Raw genomic sequence first — 21,490 nt, forward strand, 5'->3', positions numbered from 1 at the left:
TACTGGATTTATGGAATCAGTCAAGATGCGTGTTCCGGGTCGTCTTCTTACGATCGACGGCAGGTACTCGTGTTCAGAACCAGGAAGTCAGTGCGATTTCCGCCGGCCAGCGCTTGCGTAGATCAGCGCTGCCACCACAACCAGCAATCCCTGGAAGAGATACTGGTAGGTCTGGGTCAGCCCCAGGAATGTCACCGCGTTCAGCACTTCGGTCAGAAGCACGGCTCCGAGAAGGGTTCCGATGAAGGTTCCCCGCCCGCCCGAAAGGCTCGTTCCGCCCAGAACGACTGCGGTGATGCTGGCCAGCGTGTAGTTCACGCCCTGGCGCGGGTCACCGACACCGATCTGCGTCATCAGCATGATGGCACCGACAGCGGTCAGCAGCGAACAGGCGATATAGCCGCCGATGAAGGTGAGTTCGACAGGAATGCCGGCCCGGCGCGCAGATTGTTCATCGGATCCGACCGCCCGCAGACGCCATCCGGCCCGGGTCCGGCGCAGCAAGAATTCGGCGCCGACCGCTGCAACAACCAGTACCAGAAAGGCGACCGGGAAAGGACCCAATTGCCAGTTGACCCAGTCGGTGACCGTCGCGCTGATATAGCCATCCGGATTGTCACGCAGCAGGAAGCTGCAGCCCTGGATCGCGATATACATGGCGAGCGTCGCGGCAATCGGGGTGAAATTCGCAAATCGGATCAGCACACCGTTGATAGCCCCGGTCACAAAGGCGCCGGCAAACATCAGGAGGAAGCCGACCGCCATCATCGCAGTGGAATTGTCGTCGGTAATGAAGAATGACGCGACCACGACCAGAAATCCGGCGAGAGGACCGACCGAAAGATCGATCCCGCCCATCAGCAGCGCCAGTGTCTGGCCCATGGCAATAAAGCCGAGCGCGGTCGCCAGAAGCAGGATGTTGTAGATGTTGTAGACGGAGAAGAAGTTCTCGTTCTGGCCATAGACATAGAGCCCAAGGAGCACGGTCACGATGGCGAGCGGGACTGCTGGAGCATTGTCCGACCGCAGCAGGTCGCGCCATCGGCTGCCGGTACTCGGCTGTGCCACCGTCAAACTGCTGTCGCCATGCGTCTCCGCTCCAACGGCCGCAGCGACTATGCGTTCTTCGGTGACGTCGTCACCTTCAAGGATCTCGACCACATGCCCGCGCGACAGCACGACGACCTTGTCGCACAGACCTTCGAGCTCCACGGCATCGGAGGAGTTCACCACAACCGGCGTCCCTGCCTCCGAGACTTCGCGCAGAATTCGGTAGATTTCAAACCGGGCTCCGACATCCACACCTTGCGTCGGTTCGTCGGCAATGATCAGTCCCGGCTCGGACAAAAGTGCGCGGGCCATGACCACTTTTTGCTGGTTGCCGCCCGACAGCGCAAAAATCGGCGCTTCGATCCCGGGCGTCTTGACCGCCAGCTCACTGAAGATCGCACCGACCTGCGCCAGTTCCTTCTTGCGGCTCATCACGCCACCGACCGCGAACTTCTCAAGCGCGGAATAGGTTGCGTTTTCCCGAACGGTCAAACTGCCGGCGACACCTTCGACGTGGCGATCCGACGGCATGAAGGCCGCCTCATGGAGGAGTTCCGGTTGGGCGAGTGCGCGCCCGCGTAAGACGATCTGCCCCTCGGCAGGCCTCAGCCCTGCCAGCACCCGCATCAGTTCCGGCTGACCGTTGCCGGCGACACCGGCGATCCCAACGATCTGCCCGCGCGGCACGTCGAAGCTGATGTTCTTCAGGTCCCTGTTGGTGATGCCCACCACGGACAGACCGGTCTCCGTATCGGCCGTTGACGCTTTCGGCGGGAATGCCGATTCCAGAGTACGCCCGACGATCAGCCCGACCAGATCGGAATCGCTGATCTCGCCGATGACGGCGGAGCCGCGCACGCGACCATCCCGAAGCACGGTGACCCGATCGGCGATCTGGCGAAGTTCGGCCAGGCGATGGGTGATGTAGATGACCGATGTGCCAGCGGCCGCAACCTCTCGGATGCGGGCAAACAGCATGTCGGTCGAATCCTGGTCGAGCGAGGCAGTGGGTTCGTCCAGGATCAGCACCTTCGGCTCAAGCGCCAGCGCCTTGGCGATCTCCAGCAAATGCTTCTGCGCAACCGTCAGACCGTCGGCGCGCATGCCAAGCGGGAGATGCAGGCCGACCTTGGCAAGCACGCGCCGGCCCACATCGTCGGGCTTTGCGCCCGCAAACACCGAGGCTGGCAAGGCCACGCGCAGGTTTTCCAGGATCGACAGATCGTCCAGAATGGCAGGATGCTGGAAGCAGATGCCAATCCCGTGGGACTTGGCGATTTCCGGGGTCATTTGCTGTACAGCGCGGCCTTCGAAGTGAATCTCTCCCTCGGTCGGCTGCAGCGTTCCGGAAATGATGTTCATCAGGGTCGATTTGCCGGCGCCGTTCTCGCCGAGAAGGGCATGCACTTCGCCGGCGCGGAATTCCACACTGACATCGGCCAGTGCCGCGACAACCGAGAAATATTTCGAGATGCCCGAAAGGCGGATCACCACATCCCGAGCGTCCAGCGCCACGTCTTGACTGTTTCGTGCCAACATTATTTGCAATCCGTCCTGGTGACAGAGCCCCGGAAGGTAAACCCTCCGGGGTCAGCGATGCGTGAGTTTCAGTTACTGGCCGACGGCCTTTGCCTGGTCTTCCGGCTTCAGCGCCGAGGACATGTAGATGGCGCCCGGCAGATCCTTGCGGCACTGAACGGCATTGGGCTTGCCCGATACGGAATCCTCGTAGGCAGGCGCCTCGAAGATCTGCTCCTTCGGCTTTTCGCCGCCGGTTGCAAGCGCGACGGCCCACTGCACGGCCAACCGGACATTGTCGTTACCGGTGGCGACGGTGAACAGCTTGAAGTCCGGGTTGCTGGCGTGGTTGTCCTGCCAGAAGCAGCCGAGCGAGTTGCCGTCTGACGTAGCCAGTGCCGGGATCGATTTGCCCTGCTTGGTGAAGGCCGGCAGAGCACCGACCAGCGACGGGCCGAAGTCGGAGACGATGACGTCGATCTTGGCGTTCTTGGCGATTTCGGCGGTCAGCACCTTTTGCGTCAGCGCCGGATCCCAGTTCGTGACGGCAAAAGGCGCCTGATTGACGAAGACATACTCAGGCCCGAGCACACTCTTCAGGCCTTTCAGCTCATCCAGGCCCTGGCTGTTGCCGGCAGGACCGCTGAGGAACAGGACATTGCCGCCCTTGGGAAGCACACCCTTGATCCATTTGCCCCAGGTGACGCCGTCGTTTTCGAAGGACGAGCCGATGAACTTCGAATAATTCATGCCTTCCTTGCCGCCAACAGCGACGCGGTAGGGCACAATGATCTTTCCGGCCTTGAAGACGCTGGTGATGGCCGGCAGCATGGCCGGGCCGGCGTCGCCAAAGACGACCAGCGCATCGACGCCCTTGGCGGCCATACCCTTGATGTCGGAGATTGCCTTCTGGGTGTCGCCCTGGCCGTCTGCATACTCATACTTGGTGATACTGGGGCACAGTTCGACGGTCTGCTTGCCGGATGCCGTCGTCACCTGACGCCAGCTGTTGCCGCCGTAGCCGTCGAGAAGGGCAAGCGTCGCCTTCTTCGGCCCGCACCAGGACGGTGTCTCCGCCTTGGCCAGACCCGCACCTCCCAGTGCGATGACCGCAGTCGCAACCGAGACTGCCAGGCCCTTCTTCAAATTTGCATAGTTCATGTCTGCTCCTCCACTTGTTATTGTTAGGTTGTTTTTCTGACTTTCCCGCTCCACCGGAGCGAGTAGACGCCGATGCCGAAACCGAGGGCCAAGGCCTGGATGATGGTTTGCGCTGAATAGGGCACACCGACCGACAGCGCGAACTGGCTCAGCTGGTTGAGGAAGAAGGCCGCCAGCACCGTCGAGATGGGAAAACCGCGCCCGCCGAGCAGCGACGTGCCTCCCAGCACGACGACGGCAACCGACGGCAGCAGCAAGCTATCGCCTTGGAAGGCCGTGGGTTCGCGGGTGATGCCGGCAATCAGGACGCCGGCCAGGCAATAGAACAGCTGGGCATAGACATAGGCCATCATCTGATAGGAGCGCACGCGCAGGCCTGCGGCCTCTCCGGCAGCAGGGCTTGCGCCGATCGCCTCGAACCGGCGGCCGCCCACGGTCTTTTTCAGCATGAAGGAGACCAGCGCGGTGGCGCCGAGGGCGAAGTAGACGGCATTGGGCAGGCCGAAGGTTTCGCCGCCGGCAATGTTTGCAAGCAGGCCCGTCGTAACAGACGGCACCCCGCCCGACATGGCAAAGACGGTCGCATAAAGCAGTGCGTTGGTGCCAATCGTCGCAATGATCGAGTTCAGGCGGAAGATGCTGACGAGCGCGCCATTGAGAAAGCCGATCGTCAGATTGAAGGCCAGCGCCAAGAGCACTGCCTGATACAGCAATCCGTCATTCTGCTGCGGGTAATGGGTCGAGACCACGACGGCGAGAGAGACGGCACCGGGAAGCGAGAGGTCAAAGCCGCCCTGCTGAACCACCATCAACTGGCCGAGGCCGACAATGGCAATGATCGCCGCAAACGGAAGACTGCCTGACAGGGCACCCCAGGATACGCTTGAGGGCGCAAAGACCAGGCAGGCGACCAGAAGGACCATGGTTGAGAAGACCACGGTCACGAAACTCCGCGTCAGCTTCATCCTGCCTGGGGCATAGCTGTCCGCCCGTGTGGGGATTGTTGAGACTGCACTCACCGGTCGGCTCCTTTTGATAGTCGCACCTCACCCGAGGCGATGGCCGGGCGGCGCAAGCCGATCTCTTCGGCGGCGCCGGACGCCGCCTTGAAGTCTGCAAAGAGACACGTCGGTTTGTCAGCAAAATCAGGCATCGCGTCGTCCTCCCAGAGCCGGTTATGGTTCATACCTGGAGGAAGCAATCTGCTGGACAGATCCTTGACATCGTCGGTTTCAGCCTCAAGCTTCGGCAAGCCTGTAGCTGGCTCCGAACCGCTGTGCGGTCAGAACTTCACAAGGCACGATGATTTGCGGATTGCCCAAATTCTTGCTCCTCCAAGAATTTGTCACTCTGGCCGGTCAGCGTCTCTTGCTAAATCAAGTACGCAATCCGGCGCTTCAAATACGTCAGGAAATTCTCTCCTCCGAACTCCTTCCGATCAACTGTATGTATTTTAAAGACTACGAAAACCCTGAAAATATCCGCTTTGGATAAGTGTATTCGAGACGGGAAACATATCAGTGCACCCTCAGCCCGCCGGGATGCCGGCCGCATAGGTTTCGATCAGCAAAGCGGCGTTTTCTGGCTTCGCCTCAAGCGTGTCCGCCTCGATCTCATAGGCCAGGTCTACGACCCGCTGATTGATCGGGGCCGTCCGGCCATGCGCTTTCAGCGTGTCGATGACCCAGCCGTTGACCTCCTGGATCTCGGCTCGCCGGCCCTTCCGCCAGTCCTGCAGCGAGGTCGTGAGCGTATCGGCTTGCGAGAAGACGGTGAGCACTTCCTCGAAGATCTGATCGACGTAGCGTTCCGGATGGTTGGTGGTGACTGGTGGCATGCCGATGATCGGGACAATCTTTGCGCCATCGGCAATCGCCGCCTGCATAGCCTCATATCCGGCAGCTCGCATCACCTCTAGCATTCCCGGGCTGCGGGCTGCATCGCCGAGCGGCAGGTTGACGATGGCAGACGGAATAAGTTCGGCGGCGTTGACGACGAGCTTCATCCATTTGGCGGAGCGGATATCATCCGTCACCTCGACGGTCCCGGTGCAGCGCAGCAGGTCGGCCACCGACTCCACCCTCTCCTGGGTCTGCGGGTCTAGGGCGCCGAGCGCAAACCAGGAGGTATCGTGGTCGTTCTGCCGGTTGGTGACGCCGGGTACGAACATGTTGGAAGCGATTTCGATGACGGCGCCGATAGTCCGCTCCCGCCCTACGATGGCCGCAATGTCCTCGTGGGTCATGCCGTTTTGGAGGCCGATCACAAGGCCGTCCTCGGCCAGCACCGGCTGGATCAGCTGGGTCGCCCATTTCGTGTCGTAGGCTTTGACCACCAGGAAGACGAGATCGAACGGCTCCTTGATCTCCGCGACTTCGCAGAGATGCAAGGCCTTGACCCTGGCGTTGATCGTCCGGCTCGGCAGATTGACGGTGATGCCATTCGCACGGATCGCGTTCACATGGTCGGGCCATTGCTCGATGAAGGTCACGTCATGACCGGCGAGAACGAAGTCCGCCCCGATCGAAGCGCCCTGAGCGCCGGTTCCGAGAAAAGCAATTCTCGGCGTCTTGCTGGAATGGGAGGTCATGCGATGGTCTCCTAGAAGGGCATGAAGGCGGGGGCCGCGCAGCGCTTATCGCGCGGTCAGGCGACACGTGTGGTCAGCAGATATAATCGACCTGATGGCGGGCGATCCGGATGCCCTCGAGCTCGGCCCGCACCTTCGCGTGCGCCGGATGGTCCGCGTAAAGTTTGAGAGCGGCTTCGTCGTCGAACTCGGAGTAGAGAACTACGTCGCAGGCATAGGAGATGCGGCTGATGTCCAACCCCACCTCAATTGTACTCAAACCGGGGATCTGTCCTTTGAGGCCTTCGAATTTGGTCTTGATCAGATGCGCAGAGGCGAGTTTTTCCTCGGGCGTCTCGCCGCGCACGTTCCACATGACGATGTGCCTGATCATGGCTTGTCTTTTCGCTCGGATGAGCCGTCGTCCACGACGTGGGCCGCGCCCAGTTCACGAAGCCAATCCGATATCACCTGCCAGTATTCACTAAGCCACTTGCTCATCGCTACCCCCTCCCAAGGGCCGTTCATCATAAGACGTTATTCTGGTCGCTGGCCCTCGTAAGCCCCGGCCAGGAGCTGGCGCAAACCATCCTTTTCCAGCACTCGCGGGTTCCAATAGGCGTTGGCCATGGCCTGCTCGACGGCAGGATCGATGCCGTCGTCCGGCATGCCCATAGTTTTAAGAGCCATCGAAGCCCCTAGTCCTTGAGCCAAATCAAACAGCCCCGTTGCCGCATCCTTTGCGCCGAGCGCCTGCGCAATACGCGCCATGGCTTCCGGCGCGGCCGGTGCGTTATAAGCGACCGCATGCGGCAGAAGGGCCGTATGCATGGGGGCGTGCGGCAGGTTGAACATGCCGCCGAGCGTGTGGCAAAGCTTGTGGTGCAACGCCATGCCGACGGATCCAAGGCACACGCCACAGAGCCAGGCCCCATAGAGCGCGTCCGCCCTGGCATCCGGATTATCCGGGCGACGGGCAATGATGGGGAGCGCGCGGGCAATCGCGGCAATCCCCTGCTCCGCCATCAGCGAAACAATCGGGTTGGCCTCGCGGGCATAAAGCGCTTCCACCGCATGCGCCACGGCATTGATGCCGCTTGTCACCGACATGGCAACCGGCAGGGTGAGAGTGAGGTCCACGTCGTAGACGATGACCTCGGGAAGGATGCGCGGGTCGGATTTCGTCACCTTACGGCCATTCTCCGTCTCACCCAGAATGGGCGTCGCTTCAGACCCGGCATAGGTCGTCGGCACGACGATCTGCGGAAGGTCGGTGCGAAAGGCGATCGCTTTACCAAGCCCTGTCGTGGACCCGCCGCCGATCGACAGAACCGCATTGGCCCCCAGGCGCTCGACCTCACGCAAAGCATCGGCCGTCACGTCGACCGGCGTATGCATCTGCGCCTTGGAATACAGCCCGGCAAAGCGCGATCCCAGAACCTCTGCAATCCCTTGCGCCTGGTCTGCCTGTTCGGGCGTTGAAAGCACCAGCACCCGGTCGGCCGACAATCGCTCGGCCTCTTCCGCCAGGCGAGAGATCGTTCCACGCCCGAAAATCACGCGGGCCGGATTTCCATTATAGATGAAATTGTCCAAGCCTGGCTCCTATCTTGACTGGTCAGGTCGCACGAGGGTGAAATCGAACTCCGAACGCCACAGCGTCTCGCCATCTTCCATACGGTCGAACGGTGCCACAAGGGTCGACTTGACGCCAAACACCGCGTCGGACTCGAGATACGCATCACCGCCGACAAACGTATGCGTCACCAGTTTCTGGTAGCCTTCGGCACGCACCATGTAATGCATATGCGCTGGGCGATAAGGATGCCGTCCCAGATGCGCCAGCATCTCCCCCACAGGGCCGTCGTCGGGAATGGGGTAGGACACCGGCTTGATGCCAATGAAGCTGTAATGTCCATCGGCCCCGGTGACGAACACGCCGCGATTGTTCCATTTCGGCTGAATGTCGGGCTGCTGGACGTCATAGTAGCCGTCGGCATTGTCGGACCACACGTCGATCCGCGCCCCCTCGATTGGCTTGCCCTCAAGATCAAGCACACGGCCGAGGAACAGGCAGCTCTCGCCCTTACCATCCCGACAGATCTCGTCGCCCATCTCCCGCACCGGCGCGCCTTCGACATGGAACGGGCCGAACACGGTGTTTTCCGTGGCACCCTCGGGCCGGCGGTTATTGATAGCATCCACCAGCATCGACAGACCGAGCGTATCGGAGAGAAGAATGAACTCCTGCCGCTCCGGCGTGCAGATCTGGCCGGTGCGCGTGAGAAACCCGATCGCCGTTTCCCACTCGTCCTGGGTCAGCTGGACGTCCAGGGCGAAGTCATGCAGATGCTTCACGAGGCTCGCCATCACGTGCGCAAGGCGCGGATCAACGTCAGCGCCCATGCGCGCATTGACGGTATCGACCGAGTTCGTCTCCGTAAAGTAACCGATGTCAGCCATGGCCTGTCGATCTCCCTTGCTGGTCGCGTGGTCCTGTCATTACGGAATGATCCGGTCGGCGCGCAGACGATCGAACGCGTCCGTGAAGGATTCTGTCGTGTCCTGGTAGGCGAGGAAGCCTGCCTTGCGGCTGCGGGCCATGTCGTTGAACGTCTCCACCTGCCGGCCGAGGTCGGCATCTGTGTGCCAGAAGGAGGCCACGCGCGAGAGCGCATTCTCCTTCAGCCCGTGCTTCTTCACGAGCGCATCCCAGATGGGCGCGGCATCGGCCATCTTCGTCTCGAGCGGCTGAGGAGAGCCCGGATAGTCCGCAGCTTCGATGCCGAAATAGGCAGCGATGCGCGGCCAGAGCCACTTCCAGCGGAAGACATCGCCATTGACCACGTTGAACGCCGTGTTGGCTGCGGCCGGCGTCGTCGACGCCCAGGCCAGTTGATTGGCGAGGATGCGCGCATCGGTGACGTCGGTTGCCGCCTGCCATTGCTCGGAGGATCCCGGAAACACGAAGGGCATGCCGGTTTCCTTGCAGATGGAGGCATAGACGCCGAGCGTGGCCGCCATGTTCATCGCATTACCGACCGCATAGCCGATCAGCGTGTGCGGCCGATGCACCGACCAGGTGAACCCTTCGCGGGCTGCCGCCGCAAAGACCTCGTCTTCCTGCACATAGTAGAAGTTCTGGTTGGGAAGGCGCTCCTGCTCTTCGCGGAACGGCGTCTGCGGCGCGACTTTCGCATAGTTCTCGAAAGGCCCAAGATAATGCTTGGTGCCGGTAACGAGGGCGACATGGTTCACACCTCGGCCACGCAGGGCATCGAGAACGTTGCGGACGATCGCACCATTCACATTGCAGTTCTCGTCTTCCGTCTCCTGCCGCGACCAGGCGGTGATGAACACATGGGTGGGCCGGATACCCTCGAGGGCGGCAGCGACGGAAGCAGCGTCAGTGAGGTCGCAGGACAGGGTCCGGACGGCGGCAATCGGGCTTTGCGACCGGGACAGACCGGAAATCTCCCAGCCGCCTTGGGCCAGCAGATATTCGGCAAGATTGCTGCCGGCAATGCCGGTCGCACCGACAATGAGAGCGTGATGTGTCATGTCCTCATCCATTCAAAAGAGTGATCTTGATGCTCTTGGTCGCGTCCTTGCCAAAGGCAAAGGCTTGCACCGCATCTGTCAGAGCATAGTCATGGGTCTGGATCGGCGAGAGGTCGATGCCCGTTCGCTCCAGGAAGCGGATCGCGGCCGGCCAGACGCCGGGCGAGCCGATACAGCCCCGGACCGTCAGATTCTTCATCTGGATCTGGCCGATGACAACAGGGACTTTGCGGCCGATGTTGATGCCGACCATCGACATGCGCCCGTCTTCTCTTGCGTAGTCGAACGCCGCCGCAAGCGAGGCATCATGTCCGGAGGCTTCGACCACCAGATCAGCGCCATGACCACCGGTCATCTCGCGGATCCGATCTGCCGCGCCGCCATCGGATGGATCGATCGCAGCGTCTGCGCCGAGTTTCAGCGCCACATCGCGACGGGTTGCGAGCGGATCAACGACGATGACGCGCGCACCCATGCCAATCGCAGCCGCTGCCGACACCAGGCCGATCGTTCCGCCGCCGGAGACGACGACCGTCTCGCTGGCATTGGTGCCGCCGGACCGCAGCACCGCATAGAAGCCGCAGGTAAACGGCTCGATCAGCGCCGCCTTCTTGTTGTCCACCGCGTCCGGCAGCTTATGCAGCCACTCCGGATTGACGGCGAAGAACTCCCGGTCGGCGCCGCTTATCGAAAAACCGAAATGATGAAGCCGCTCGGGCGTGCGCACCACGCATTCGCCGACGACACGGTCTCCCGCCTTGAAGCCCGTGACGTTGCGACCGACCTCGACGATCTCGCCGCTCCACTCGTGGCCGGGCGTCACCGGATAGGAGATCGGAATGATGTAGCGACCGGCCAGAAGTTCGTAATCCGAGTGACAGATGCCGACGGCACGGGTTCGGACGAGGACCTCGTTGGCAGAGATTTCCGGCATGGCCAGATCGGCAATGACAGGCTTGTCCTGTGCTTCGAATACCAAGGCTTTCATGATGCTCCTCCCAAAGCCAATCTCAAAGTTGCTCGACTGCGCCCGAGCGGGCAGACAGGATGATCGCTTCGAGCAGCGCAATATTGTCGATCATTTCTTCGCCGCTGATCGGATAGGTCTCTCTGCCGCGGACAGCGCGCGCAAAAGCCCGCAGGTTGTCCCGGACCGGCTCGGCCGGTGACACTTCGCGGGTCGTGATCGGCTGGCCCTTCCAGCCCTCGGTGACGATCCACCCATCCGGCGATTCCACATGCGCTTTGTCCCGCACCTCGATCCAGCCGAGCGTGCCGAACACCGCAAAGCGCGAGATGAACGGCGTTGCAAGTGTGGCGGACACATAGGCCGACCCGCCGGACTTGAAGCGGATATGCGCACTCATGGTGTCGCCCTGAGGGATTTCCGACGCGAGGTTTTCGCAGATGACGCGGACATCCTTTGCCGGCCCCATCAGCTTGACGGAGAGGTCCGTCAGATGGATGCCGGTGGCAGTCATGCCGCCCGCCGGCGCCTGTTCGGCATTGAGTCGCCAGTTGGACGGATCGAGCCCCAGGAACTTGTCATGGCTGAAATTGGCTTCGATCTGCAGCAGGCGGCCAAGGCGGCCCGTGGCCGCGGCATCAAGGATCTCGGCAATCGGCGGTTCAAAGCGGCGCTCGTGGCCCATGCCAAGCACCAGACCGGCCTTCTCGCACAGCGCGACAGAGGCTTCGGCGTCCTTCCTGGTCATCGCAAGCGGCTTTTCGCAAAAGACATGCTTGCCGGCGGCAACCGCCTGCGCGATCTGGCTCTGGTGCAGCGAATGTGGCGTTGCCAAAATCACCGCCTCGACCGCAGGATCGGCAAGCGCCTCGCCGAGTTCGGAGGAGAAACGCATGCCCCGTTCCGCGGCAAAGCCCTGCTCTGCCGGGTTGGGGTCGACGCCATGCACGAAGTGCATTTCAGCACCTCCCGCATTGACCAGCGTCGCCATTTTCTTGCCCCACCAGCCAAGGCCGACAATGGCCGCCTGGACGGGTTTTCCCTCGTAGCCGCTCATCGGTTGTCCACCCGCTTGGCAAAGGGATGGATGTTTACCGACGCCCAGACGCCGGCAGCATTGAACGGATCTGCCTGGTTGAAGGCCACCACCTCGTCCTTCGTGTCGGCCTCGAGCAGGAACAGCGAGCCGATCATCGTCTCGTTGTCGTCGGCGAGAAGAGGACCGGAGATTACGGTCTTTGTCTTGGCAGATGCCAGATAGGCCTTATGGGCATCGTAATGGGCGAGGCGCTTGTCAACGGCGCCGGGATGGTCGAGGCAATGAACGATGTAATGCATGATAACCCTCTTGGATCAGGCTGTTTCAAGTGCTGCAGACCGCCCGCAAATCACCTTTGGTCGGACGGATCTGCGTGGCGGCCGCGCTTGTCACGGTCCGCGGCAAGCGCAGGGTGTCAGCCCTGCATGTTGACCAGAATCTTCATGTGTGACGCATTGGGATCGAGCAGAGCCTCGAAACCCTTCTCGACCACATCCTCCGGCGAGATCTGCGCGGTCACAATCTGCTCAACCGGAAAGATGCCGGCGCCGATCATCTGGGCTATGCGTGGCCAGATCGTCACCGGATAGCACCACGTCGCCTCCACTGTGATGTCCTTCAAGGCCCAGAGCATGGCGTCGATCGAGGCAGGTTTGACATGCAGGCCGACCTGGACGACCGTGCCTCGGCGCTTGACGGCCTTGACGCAGAGATTGAGAGAGGCTTCCGCGCCGACGCATTCGAGCGCCACATCGACGCCGACGCCGTCTTCGGTATGCTGCCGGAAAAGGCTTTCCGTATCCGTTTCGCGCGGGTCGAAGACGATCGCCTCCGGGACCAGCTTCTGAGCCAGCGCGCGGCGGTTTGGATTGAGTTCGGAAACGAAGATCGTCGTCGCACCGGCCGATCGGGTCGCCAGAAGGACCAGCGCTCCGATCGGCCCGACACCGGAAACGAGAACCGTGCTTCCGGCCTCGACACCGCCGCGATCGACGCCATAGAGCGCGACCGCCGCCGGTTCGATCATCGCCGCCTGAACGTCGCTGACGCTGTCAGGGACCGGAAAGACGTTGTAGCTGTTGACGACAGCGCGCTCTCCCATGCCGCCCCAGTCCCAGGACAGGCCGACGCAGGCCATTTTCTCGCTGAGATGATACTGACCGCGGCGCCCGTAGTAGTCGTCGCGTGGGGAGATGAGCGGCTGCACCGACACGCGGGTTCCGGGCGAAACATGCGTGACGTTGCGCCCGACTTCGAGGACGCGCGCCGAGAATTCGTGGCCTAGAATCTGTGGCAGTGTTGCGCCCGAATAGACATGAGGCGTGCTCGGCGTGACGATCGGTCCGGCAATGTATTCATGCAGGTCGGTCCCGCAAATGCCACAGACCAGCGGCTCGATCAGCACCATGTCGTCCCCGAGCGGACCCGAAGGCGCCGGGACATCCTCCACCCGGATGTCTTTCTGTGTGTAGTAGCGAACGGCTTTCATCTGACTGTCCTTCCCGAAATAACTGCATCTGCCTGCGCTGCCAGCCGCGCCCCGCCAATCTCCGATGTCACGAGGCGACATGGCGGCAGTAGCCTCACCAACGCATTGCCGAGGTTTGCTCGCGGCGAATATCCAAATTTCTGAAATGATCGTCTTGCATGGCGGATCCTCCTCCGATCCTCGACATATCCTGCGAAACACACGCCACAGGGGAACGACGCTCGACAGCGCGCACACCATGATCCTTGTTGTCAGCTAAGTTCCTCCCACGGAACGCTGAACGGTCCGACTTCAGGCTAGTAGATAACGGAACCTGTCACAGCCCCCCTTTTGTCCAGAATGGATATTTTGCAGAGAGCATTCGGTAGGCTGTCGCCCTAGTGTTTTGGAGGGAGGAAATGTCTGGTCCGCGCTGATCGATGCGCGCGCTGGGCGTATGGATCCCCAGGCGATGGCCAGATCGGTGGTCCGTCACAGCCTGTTGTCGATTGGGACGGGAGGACGCAATGAACGAAGAAATTTCAGTCGGCTGGGCTGGCATAGGCAAGATGGGCGCTCCGATGAGCCGCCGGGTGCTGGAAGCCGGTTACCGGCTTCACGTCTATGAACCCTTGCCCGAAAATCGGGCGACGATCGTCGCGGAAGGCGCCAATGTCGCCCACACGCTTGAGGATCTGGCCGCGAAATCCGACGTCGTGATCCTGACTATTCCCAACGACGCCGTTTTGCGCGACCTCATCTTCGGCAAGGGCGGCCTTGCGAGCGTCATGAAAACCGGCCAGACGCTGGTGGAAATGAGCACTGTGTCGCCCGCGATCTCCGCCGAAGTGAATGAAGCCATGAGCGCATGCGGCGTCCATTACCTGCGCGCACCGGTCTCGGGCAGCACGGCGACCGCGTCTGCGGGAACCCTTTCGGTTATGGCGTCAGGTCCGGAAGACGCCTACAAACGCCTCGATCCTATCTTCGGTTGCTTTGCCTCGCGTCGCTTCTATGTCGGCCAGGCCGAGGAGGCCCGCTATCTGAAGCTCGTCCTCAACGCCCTGGTGGGCGCCACATCGGCTCTGCTGGGCGAAGCGCTGACGCTCGGCCTCAAGGGAAACCTCTCGGTTGAGACCATGCTCAATGTCATTTGCGAAAGTGCAGTCGCGTCGCCTTTGATCGCCTATAAGCGTGACCTTCTGGTCCAGCGCAATTTCGATCCGGCTTTTTCGGTGTCGCAGATGATGAAGGACTTCGACCTGATCCTCGACGCGGCCCGGGCAGACCATATCCCGATGTACATGGCATCAATGATCCGTCAGCAATACGAGACCGCCTTTACGGAAGGGCTGGCTGAAAAGGACTTCTTTGTGCTGTTCGAGCAGTCCGAACGCCGCGCGGGTCTGCTGCCGCCGGCGGAAAAATAATCACCACATTCGCGTCAGCACCTGGAGCGCCTAGCCAAGAGGCGCTGCAATGGCTACGAACATCGTCTAGTGACGCGACGGACGGGGGGCCGACGTGAACGACTACGAAATGCTGCGGGTGATTGAGTTCCTGGACAAGACCCGGCGGCCCTTCGGCGACGTGATCGGCGGATTCGACGAAGACCCCGGCTGGAAAATCGTGGTCTTTCTCATCAAGGCCCATATCCACAGCCAGACTGTCGCCATCTCAACGCTCGGCCAGGAATCCGGCCTGCCCTACGCAACTTCCATGCGGCTGATCAATCGCATGGTGGACAGCGGCTACATTTTGAAAGTCCCCAAGGGGCCCGGCGCCAAGACCTTTTCCCTGCAACCGAGCGAAAAGCTCCTGCAGTCCTTCCAGGCTTATGCCGGAAAGACGAAGTCCCTGCTTGCCCAGACGCTCGGCCTGCGCGGCGGCGAGCAGGAGGAAGACTATTACTTTGGCGGGACCCCGTTGGGCTCGCAGATCATCCCGCCCATGCGACTGGTGCAGAAGCGGGTCGAGTCGCATATCGAACTGCGCTTCCTCCTCAACGACGACAACTACTTCTCGTCCATGCGCAACATGTGGGCCGACTTCCGCAACAACCTCGCATCGAAGAAGAACTTCGACCTTCTGCCACTGCCAGATCTCTATCGCCGCATCCTGGACAATCGCAACAAACCGGTCTCTGACTACGATGTTCTCGCCATCAACATGCCCTGGCTTGGCGAGTTTGCCGAAAAGGACATCATCCGCCCCTTCGATGCCCTCATTCAGAAAACCGGTATCAACCCGCTCGACTTCCATCCCTCCATCTGGTCGACGGCCCGTTGGGATGGCCAGGACTATGGCGTTCCGGGCTACTGCACGATTGAGATCCTCGCCGCCCGGCGGGACCTGTTCGCCGATGCCGGGCTGGATTTCCCGCGAAAGTTCGAGGACGTGCTTGCCGCAGGCCGGCATTTCCACGCACCGCAGCACGGCATGTATGGCGCAGTCTGGGACGGTGCCCGCGGCATGCCGATCGCGTCGAGCTTCATGTTCTTTCTCGGCGCCTGCGGCCAGCCGACCATTTCACTGCGCAAATCTCGGGCGGGCTTTACGCTGGAGGGCGTAAACCTTGAAGAACTGCACTGTACCATCCAGTCGGATGCCGCCCTCTCCGCGCTGGACTTCATGCGGCGCCTGATCGAGATCTCGCCGCCGGGCATTCTCAACATGGCGTGGGACAAGACGCTTGACGTGTTCATGAAGGGAAAGGCCAGTCTCGGCTATTTCTGGACGATGCGCGCGGCGAGGTTCGAGTACGACGTCCAGTCCGTGGTCAAGCGGCGGGTCGAGTACCTGCCACAGCCCTCCGGGCCTGGCGGCACCCGCGCTTCGCCGATCGGCGGTTTCCTTTTCTGCATTCCGTCCAATCTGCCCGAAGCCCGGGTGGAACTTGCCGCCGACGCAATCGCCTGGATGGCGTCGCGCGAGGCCATGAAGGCCCATGTCAAGAACGGCTTTCCGATCGCCCCGCGCTTCTCGGTGAGTGCGGACCCGGAAGCTGCGGCGAGTTCGCCGATCGTGCGTTTTGTCGATCAGCTCGCGAAGAAGAACCTGCTGCACACCTGGCAGCGACCCAATATTCCGCAATATTCAGCGATCGAAAGGATCCTTGGCGAGGAAGTGCATGACGCATTGTCGGGGGCAAAGTCAGACAGGACAGCATTGGCAGATGCGGCCGATCGGATCAACCAGGAGCTTAAAGCCTCAGGGAAACGACGCACCGGGCCTGCGAGCTAGAAAAGGACGGAAGCCGTCTTGAGACGGCCACCGGCAGTATGCCATCGAGATACCTGCGGCTTCGCCAACCTATCGAGTTGATGACGCTTGAGAGCGCAGTTTCAGCCACCCGTTCAAAAGACGTAGCGGAAAAGCATGACGCCATAGGCAAGCGCGACAAGCGCAGTCACCCGAATGCGCAGTTTCCAATACCACTGCCGTGAAGGATCCGTAGAAAGGGTCCTGTGGTCGGCGATCAGCAGAAGGGCAAACAACAACACCTGTACCAGCAGGGCTATCGGCAAAGGACTGGCAACCAGTGTCGCAAAGGCAATGAGAGCCAGCACGTTACTGGCGACAATGATCACCAGGTCGCCCCTGCCGGTTTGAGCGCTTCCCCAGAGGGCTCCGGCCATAAAGGATGCGATGACTGCCCCGTAGGACAGGAATGCGGGTGCCGTTTCAAAACCGAGAACGGTCGAGGGGGCAAATGCCAGCAGCCAGAACGGCAGGGCCCCGCAATAGGTCAGAAGCGTGGAGATGGTCCGCGGGGTTATTGTCATGGCGCTACCTTTACGATCTGTTTGAGCGCATCGCCAAGGGCCGCGGCGCTGAGGAACGCTGCCTCGACCCGCCCTGCGATGCACCAGTCTCCGCAAGCCGCCAATTGGGACACATCATCGAGAAGGAAAGCCTGTCCGGCCGGCTGATCGACATTGGCATAGCGCCAACGATGGATGGTTGCAGCCTCAGCCTCACTTGGGGAGATCGGAATATAGCGCTGGAGCGCCTCCAGCATCGTCCGACGAACATCTTCCAGTGGCTCCTCCAAATGATCGTCGGACCACTTGGCCGTCGCGTTGACCACTAGACAGGGCTCGTCAGGCCGTTCCGGCTTGGAATTGTTGCGGGAGATCCAGCCGATGACCGGATCATCGACACGGGTGGCAGCAAAGGGAAGCTTTGCATCCTCGGTCTGGCGGATCATCAGCGTGTAGCAGGCATTCATCCGGGTTTTTGCCAGCGCCCCGTGATGCGTAAACTCGTCAGGAAGAAGCAATGCCGACTGTGGGGCTGGCGCCGCTAAAACCAGCCAGTCGAACGGGCCCTCGCGGCGATCGCCGATTTTCAAGAACCACTTACCCGCCGTGCCGCTGATCGCCTCCACAGGCGCGTCGGTCTGGATATCAAGGCCTGCCGCCATCGCTTTCGCAAGCGCGTTCATCGAAGGGCTCCCGACATAACGCGTGGTGTCGCCCCCCGACAAAGCCGCGAGATTTCCGTCGGGCAGCGTTGCAAGCGCACCGGTCCAGGGCTGAATCACTCCGTCGGCCTCCGCCGTCTCCAGCGCTGCACGGAAACGTCCGTCCCTGATGGTGAAATACTGCGCTCCATGATCAAAAGTCACGGCATCGGTTCGCCGTGTCGCCATCCGTCCGCCGACGCCTCTGCTTTTCTCGAAAATCCTGACATCGGCACAGTCGGCCATGGCTCTGGCCAGAGTCAGTCCGGCGATCCCTGCACCGACAATGCCCAGTCGTATTCGTCTTGCCATGTCTGTCGATCTCCGGCGGTGGCTGAGGCCATCAATGCCCCATAGGTTCCGCCGCCGCAAGCCGATCAGGCTGCGTCTCTGGTTTCCATCTTGGATGGGGCCATGGTTGAATACGTGGGCGCTCATGGGCGCAAGATGCCCTATATCGGGGATAGAGGGCACCCATCCAGCAGGTAGCCTGTGATGTAACCTATGCTTGCGGAACATCTGTGCAGATGGGATGGTTTGGCATTCTTCGCACTCGAGGTATTAGCCATGCTCATCAACACTACAAAGCACACGTCATGATGGAGCAAGTCACCGTCTGGTTTGACAGCGGCTGCCCGCTTTGCCGGCGCGAGATCGCGATGATCCGGAGGCTGGACCGCCACAATGCAATCCGCTTCATCGACGCCTGCGATCCCATGGCATCGTGTCCTGTCGATCGTGTGGAGATCCTGTCGCGGTTTCATGCCGAAGAAGGAGGCAAGCTTTTGTCGGGGGCGGCAGCCTTTGCCGCCATGTGGCGTGCGATACCCCTTTTGCGCCCGCTCGGTCTCATCGCAGGCTGGCCTCCCGTCACACCATTCTTCGAGATGGCCTATCGGGGGTTCCTGCGACTGAGGCCGTCTCTGCAGAAGTTTTTCCGGTGAGAGATACCGTGGTCACGGCGCTGTTTGAACGCGGCTCGCTGCCGACCGTCCCGAAATTTGCCGATTAGCGCGGGGGAAGCCAGGCACACCTTCATCAAGAGCGTGCCTGGCTATGAAACCGGGTTGTTAGGCCAGCCAGAAGATGATCCCGGAAAGCGCAAAGCCAACGAGGCCCACCAACGTCTGCATCGCGGTCCAGGTCTTGAACGTGGTCTTGATGTCCATGTTGAAGAAGCGACCGACCAGCCAAAAGCCGGAATCATTGACGTGCGACAGCATGACAGAACCGGATGCGACCGCGATGACGATCGCTGACAGCTGAATACCCTGATAACCGGCAGCCTGCACCGCAGGCTGCACGAGGCCAGCAGCCGTGATGAGTGCAACCGTCGCGGAGCCCTGTGCAACGCGCAGCGCGGTCGAGATCAGGAAGCCTGCCACCAGTATGGGCATACCGATATCGGCAAGCACATCCGACAAAGCATTGCCGATCCCAGAAGCACGCAGAACGCCGCCAAACATGCCGCCCGCGCCGGTGATCAGGATAACAGAGCAGACAGGTCCAAGAGCAGAGTCAACGATGCGCTCCACCTTGATCGGATCGCGACCGCGCATTGGCCCAAGAACGTAGCCGGCGACGAGAACCGAAATCAGAAGTGCGATTGGAGTAGAGCCTACGGTGCGGGCAAGCTGGAACCAGCTGGCATCCTTGCTGACCCATTCCTGTGCGCGCGCGAAGTCGAGGCCGGTATTCATGAAGATGAGAACGAGCGGCAAAAGAAGAAGTGCAACGACGAGGCCAGGGCTCGGCAGGGAGATTCTCTCGTCGTCGGAGGATTGCTCATCAGTGACGTTGTCGGGCACCGGCAGGTAGATGCGTTTGCCGATCCAGCTTCCGAAAAAATGGCCCGCAACGACCCAGGTCGGGATGGCGACCAACAGACCGACGATGATCAGAAGTCCGACGTCGGCGCCCAGCAGTTCGGCTGCGGCGACAGGCCCGGGATGCGGCGGCACGAAAACGTGCATGCACGAGAACGCGGTCGCGACCGGGATGCCGTAGAGAAGAAGGCTTCCGCCAAGGCGACGCCCTACCGTGAACATCACCGGAAGCATGACGACGAGGCCTGCATCGAAGAAGATCGGGAAGCCGAAGAACAGCGACGCGATGCCCAACGCCAGCGGTGCACGTTTTTCGCCAAATCGGCGGACGAGGTCATCCGCAAGAGCCTGCGCACCACCCGATACTTCCAGCAAGCGACCCAGCATGGCGCCAAGGCCGACAAGCAAAGCAACGCCCCCGAGGGTCGAGCCAAATGCGGACGTGAGGGTGGTGAGGATATTCCCTGCCGGAATTCCCGTCACGAGCGCGGTCAGGAAACTGACGAGAATGAGCGAGACAAAAGCGTGGATGCGAAACTGGATGATAAGAACCAGCAGCAGCGCAACGGCGCCAGCCGCAATGGATATGAGCGTACCCGCTCCCAGGGTCTGTTCGAACTCCGGCAAAATTATACTCCTACAGGGCTTAGCGGTTGTGTCTGCGCGATGTACGGAGGTATCGCCCAGAATGCAAACTCAACCTCAATCGACGTGCACGACCACGTTAGGGCCGCTGCTCAGCGCGGCTTGCAGGAATTGCCTGCGAAGGCTCTATTCAACTTGAAATCGGACGTTCAACCAGAACGGCTGGTCATCACGCAGTGTCAGTCGCGTCGCGCATTTGCCTGCATCCTGCGGCGAAACGCGGATGGCCGGTCGGCGAAGCGGTCGGCGAAAGCTTCGTAGAAGCGCGAGACCGAGCCGAAGCCGGATTCGAAGGCGACATTCGTGATCGACATGTCTGTCGAGATCAAAAGCGAGCGAGCCGTGTCCAACCGGTGGCGGGCAATCGCCTGGTTCATCGTCTGGCCGACCGCCCGCTTGAACAGGCTCATGGCATAATTTGGATGAAGTCCCACATCCCGCGCCACGTGATCGACGGAAATATCGCCGAGGGCGTGTTCGGCAATGAAGCGCAACATCTGCTCCACATGACCGGCGCGCCCGCTGTCACTGGATGAGAGGCCGGCAATGGCAGGGGCGTGTTCGCGCAGATCCCGCCAACCTTCCCGCTCGATCCTCAAAACCCGGGCCGTGAGCTCGGTTCGGACGATCTCTGCCAGTCCCTCGTCACCCTGCAAGAGTTCCTCGCGCCATCTGAGAAAAACGTCCTCATCGAAAGGCCTGATAACGGTCGCTTCGATGACCGCACCACGGAAGACGGCATCCCGGAACCGGCTGAGAGTGGCAAGACCAAGAAAAACGGACATGGGAACATAGAGACAGACAAACCGCGTACCTTTTTCGATCTCCGTCACCTGATGCGGTACCATGCCCCAGAAAAGGCAGAGACGACCCGCGCCGATCGTCAGTTCCCGCCCGTCGAACCAGTAGGTCATCTGGCCCTGGGTAAGAAAATTCAGTTCGATCTGACTGTGCATATGCGGGCCAGCCATCCGCTGCACGACAAGCGTTTCGCCCGCGCAGAACCGATGGTCGCCGAACACGACAAGCGGGTGCCGCGGATCGAGATCGGGATGTGCCGGAACCGATCCGTCCTTTAAAATGGTTAATGCGGCCTTATCCATCTTAGGATCCCGGAAAACATTCCCTGAAAAACGGTGGAACTCTACGGGTTTGTGGCGGAACATCAAGACGGGCTGGAGGAGCTCGATCGGTAAGGCTGAAATCTAGGACTTCATCCGG

The 21,490-nt window shown here is 61.0% G+C and carries 20 protein-coding genes; 3 read left to right on the top strand and 17 right to left on the bottom strand.

The features are described from left to right. Window positions 1-87 precede the first annotated feature (87 nt). From ACQY1J_RS01655 to ACQY1J_RS01715, 13 genes are all read right to left on the bottom strand, one after another. On the bottom strand, window positions 88-2,589 hold the full coding sequence (locus ACQY1J_RS01655) for an ATP-binding cassette domain-containing protein (protein ID WP_430249849.1): 2,502 nt from the start codon (window positions 2,587-2,589) through the stop codon (window positions 88-90). 72 nt (window positions 2,590-2,661) lie between these two features. Beyond that, entirely contained in the window at window positions 2,662-3,729 is a 1,068-nt protein-coding gene (locus ACQY1J_RS01660; protein ID WP_062459847.1) for a substrate-binding domain-containing protein, read from the bottom strand. Between the two features lie 23 nt (window positions 3,730-3,752). Continuing rightward, window positions 3,753-4,748, bottom strand: coding sequence for an ABC transporter permease (locus tag ACQY1J_RS01665; RefSeq protein WP_200943513.1), 996 nt, complete (start codon window positions 4,746-4,748; stop codon window positions 3,753-3,755). Beyond that, on the bottom strand, window positions 4,745-4,981 hold the full coding sequence (locus tag ACQY1J_RS01670; protein ID WP_430249850.1) for a hypothetical protein: 237 nt from the start codon (window positions 4,979-4,981) through the stop codon (window positions 4,745-4,747). Before ACQY1J_RS01670 ends, ACQY1J_RS01665 begins: the two co-directional genes overlap by 4 nt. Window positions 4,982-5,257: 276 nt before the next feature. Next, window positions 5,258-6,319, bottom strand: coding sequence for a ketopantoate reductase family protein (locus tag ACQY1J_RS01675; protein ID WP_430249851.1), 1,062 nt, complete (start codon window positions 6,317-6,319; stop codon window positions 5,258-5,260). Between the two features lie 73 nt (window positions 6,320-6,392). Then, on the bottom strand, window positions 6,393-6,692 hold the full coding sequence (locus ACQY1J_RS01680; RefSeq protein ID WP_430249852.1) for a Dabb family protein: 300 nt from the start codon (window positions 6,690-6,692) through the stop codon (window positions 6,393-6,395). 143 nt (window positions 6,693-6,835) lie between these two features. Continuing rightward, window positions 6,836-7,894, bottom strand: coding sequence for a maleylacetate reductase (locus ACQY1J_RS01685; RefSeq protein WP_430249853.1), 1,059 nt, complete (start codon window positions 7,892-7,894; stop codon window positions 6,836-6,838). Between the two features lie 9 nt (window positions 7,895-7,903). Next, window positions 7,904-8,761, bottom strand: a complete 858-nt coding sequence (locus ACQY1J_RS01690; RefSeq protein ID WP_430249854.1) for an intradiol ring-cleavage dioxygenase — start codon at window positions 8,759-8,761, stop codon at window positions 7,904-7,906. A 39-nt stretch (window positions 8,762-8,800) separates the two neighbouring features. Next, a complete protein-coding gene (locus tag ACQY1J_RS01695; RefSeq protein WP_430249855.1) occupies window positions 8,801-9,859 on the bottom strand; it encodes an SDR family oxidoreductase in 1,059 nt (352 codons plus the stop codon). A 4-nt stretch (window positions 9,860-9,863) separates the two neighbouring features. Continuing rightward, the gene (locus ACQY1J_RS01700; RefSeq protein WP_430249857.1) at window positions 9,864-10,847 is read right to left on the bottom strand and encodes a zinc-dependent alcohol dehydrogenase; all 984 of its coding nucleotides are present in this window, start codon (window positions 10,845-10,847) and stop codon (window positions 9,864-9,866) included. Between the two features lie 22 nt (window positions 10,848-10,869). Next, window positions 10,870-11,883 carry a Gfo/Idh/MocA family protein gene (locus ACQY1J_RS01705; protein ID WP_430249859.1) on the bottom strand — a complete coding sequence of 338 codons (1,014 nt, stop codon included), beginning with the start codon at window positions 11,881-11,883 and terminating at the stop codon, window positions 10,870-10,872. Beyond that, a complete protein-coding gene (locus tag ACQY1J_RS01710) occupies window positions 11,880-12,164 on the bottom strand; it encodes a YciI family protein (protein ID WP_062459867.1) in 285 nt (94 codons plus the stop codon). Before ACQY1J_RS01710 ends, ACQY1J_RS01705 begins: the two co-directional genes overlap by 4 nt. A 116-nt stretch (window positions 12,165-12,280) precedes the next feature. After that, a complete protein-coding gene (locus ACQY1J_RS01715; RefSeq protein WP_430249860.1) occupies window positions 12,281-13,354 on the bottom strand; it encodes a 2,3-butanediol dehydrogenase in 1,074 nt (357 codons plus the stop codon). A 506-nt stretch (window positions 13,355-13,860) separates the two neighbouring features. Here ACQY1J_RS01715 and ACQY1J_RS01720 point away from each other — a divergent pair. Further along, window positions 13,861-14,763 carry an NAD(P)-dependent oxidoreductase gene (locus ACQY1J_RS01720; RefSeq protein ID WP_062459871.1) on the top strand — a complete coding sequence of 301 codons (903 nt, stop codon included), beginning with the start codon at window positions 13,861-13,863 and terminating at the stop codon, window positions 14,761-14,763. 94 nt (window positions 14,764-14,857) lie between these two features. Further along, on the top strand, window positions 14,858-16,576 hold the full coding sequence (locus ACQY1J_RS01725; RefSeq protein ID WP_430249862.1) for an extracellular solute-binding protein: 1,719 nt from the start codon (window positions 14,858-14,860) through the stop codon (window positions 16,574-16,576). Between the two features lie 113 nt (window positions 16,577-16,689). Here ACQY1J_RS01725 and ACQY1J_RS01730 read toward each other — a convergent pair whose 3' ends face one another. Further along, on the bottom strand, window positions 16,690-17,118 hold the full coding sequence (locus ACQY1J_RS01730; RefSeq protein WP_062577910.1) for a DUF3429 domain-containing protein: 429 nt from the start codon (window positions 17,116-17,118) through the stop codon (window positions 16,690-16,692). Then, a complete protein-coding gene (locus tag ACQY1J_RS01735) occupies window positions 17,115-18,110 on the bottom strand; it encodes an NAD(P)/FAD-dependent oxidoreductase (protein WP_430249863.1) in 996 nt (331 codons plus the stop codon). The genes ACQY1J_RS01730 and ACQY1J_RS01735 overlap by 4 nt, the downstream gene beginning before the upstream one ends. Window positions 18,111-18,325: 215 nt before the next feature. Between ACQY1J_RS01735 and ACQY1J_RS01740 the strand changes: the two genes are divergently transcribed. Beyond that, window positions 18,326-18,742, top strand: coding sequence for a thiol-disulfide oxidoreductase DCC family protein (locus tag ACQY1J_RS01740; protein WP_430249864.1), 417 nt, complete (start codon window positions 18,326-18,328; stop codon window positions 18,740-18,742). Window positions 18,743-18,868: 126 nt separating this feature from the next. On the opposite strand, the gene ACQY1J_RS01745 is transcribed toward ACQY1J_RS01740, so the two are convergent. Then, window positions 18,869-20,251 (bottom strand): GntP family permease, encoded by a 1,383-nt coding sequence (locus ACQY1J_RS01745; protein WP_062459880.1) that lies wholly within the window; start codon window positions 20,249-20,251, stop codon window positions 18,869-18,871. Between the two features lie 197 nt (window positions 20,252-20,448). Then, window positions 20,449-21,372, bottom strand: a complete 924-nt coding sequence (locus ACQY1J_RS01750) for a helix-turn-helix domain-containing protein (protein ID WP_430249865.1) — start codon at window positions 21,370-21,372, stop codon at window positions 20,449-20,451. Window positions 21,373-21,490: the final 118 nt, after the last annotated feature.

Origin of the sequence: Neorhizobium sp. DAR64860/K0K1, from assembly GCF_050500205.1 — a bacterium.
In the GTDB taxonomy this organism is placed as follows: Bacteria; Pseudomonadota; Alphaproteobacteria; order Rhizobiales; family Rhizobiaceae; genus Neorhizobium; species Neorhizobium soli.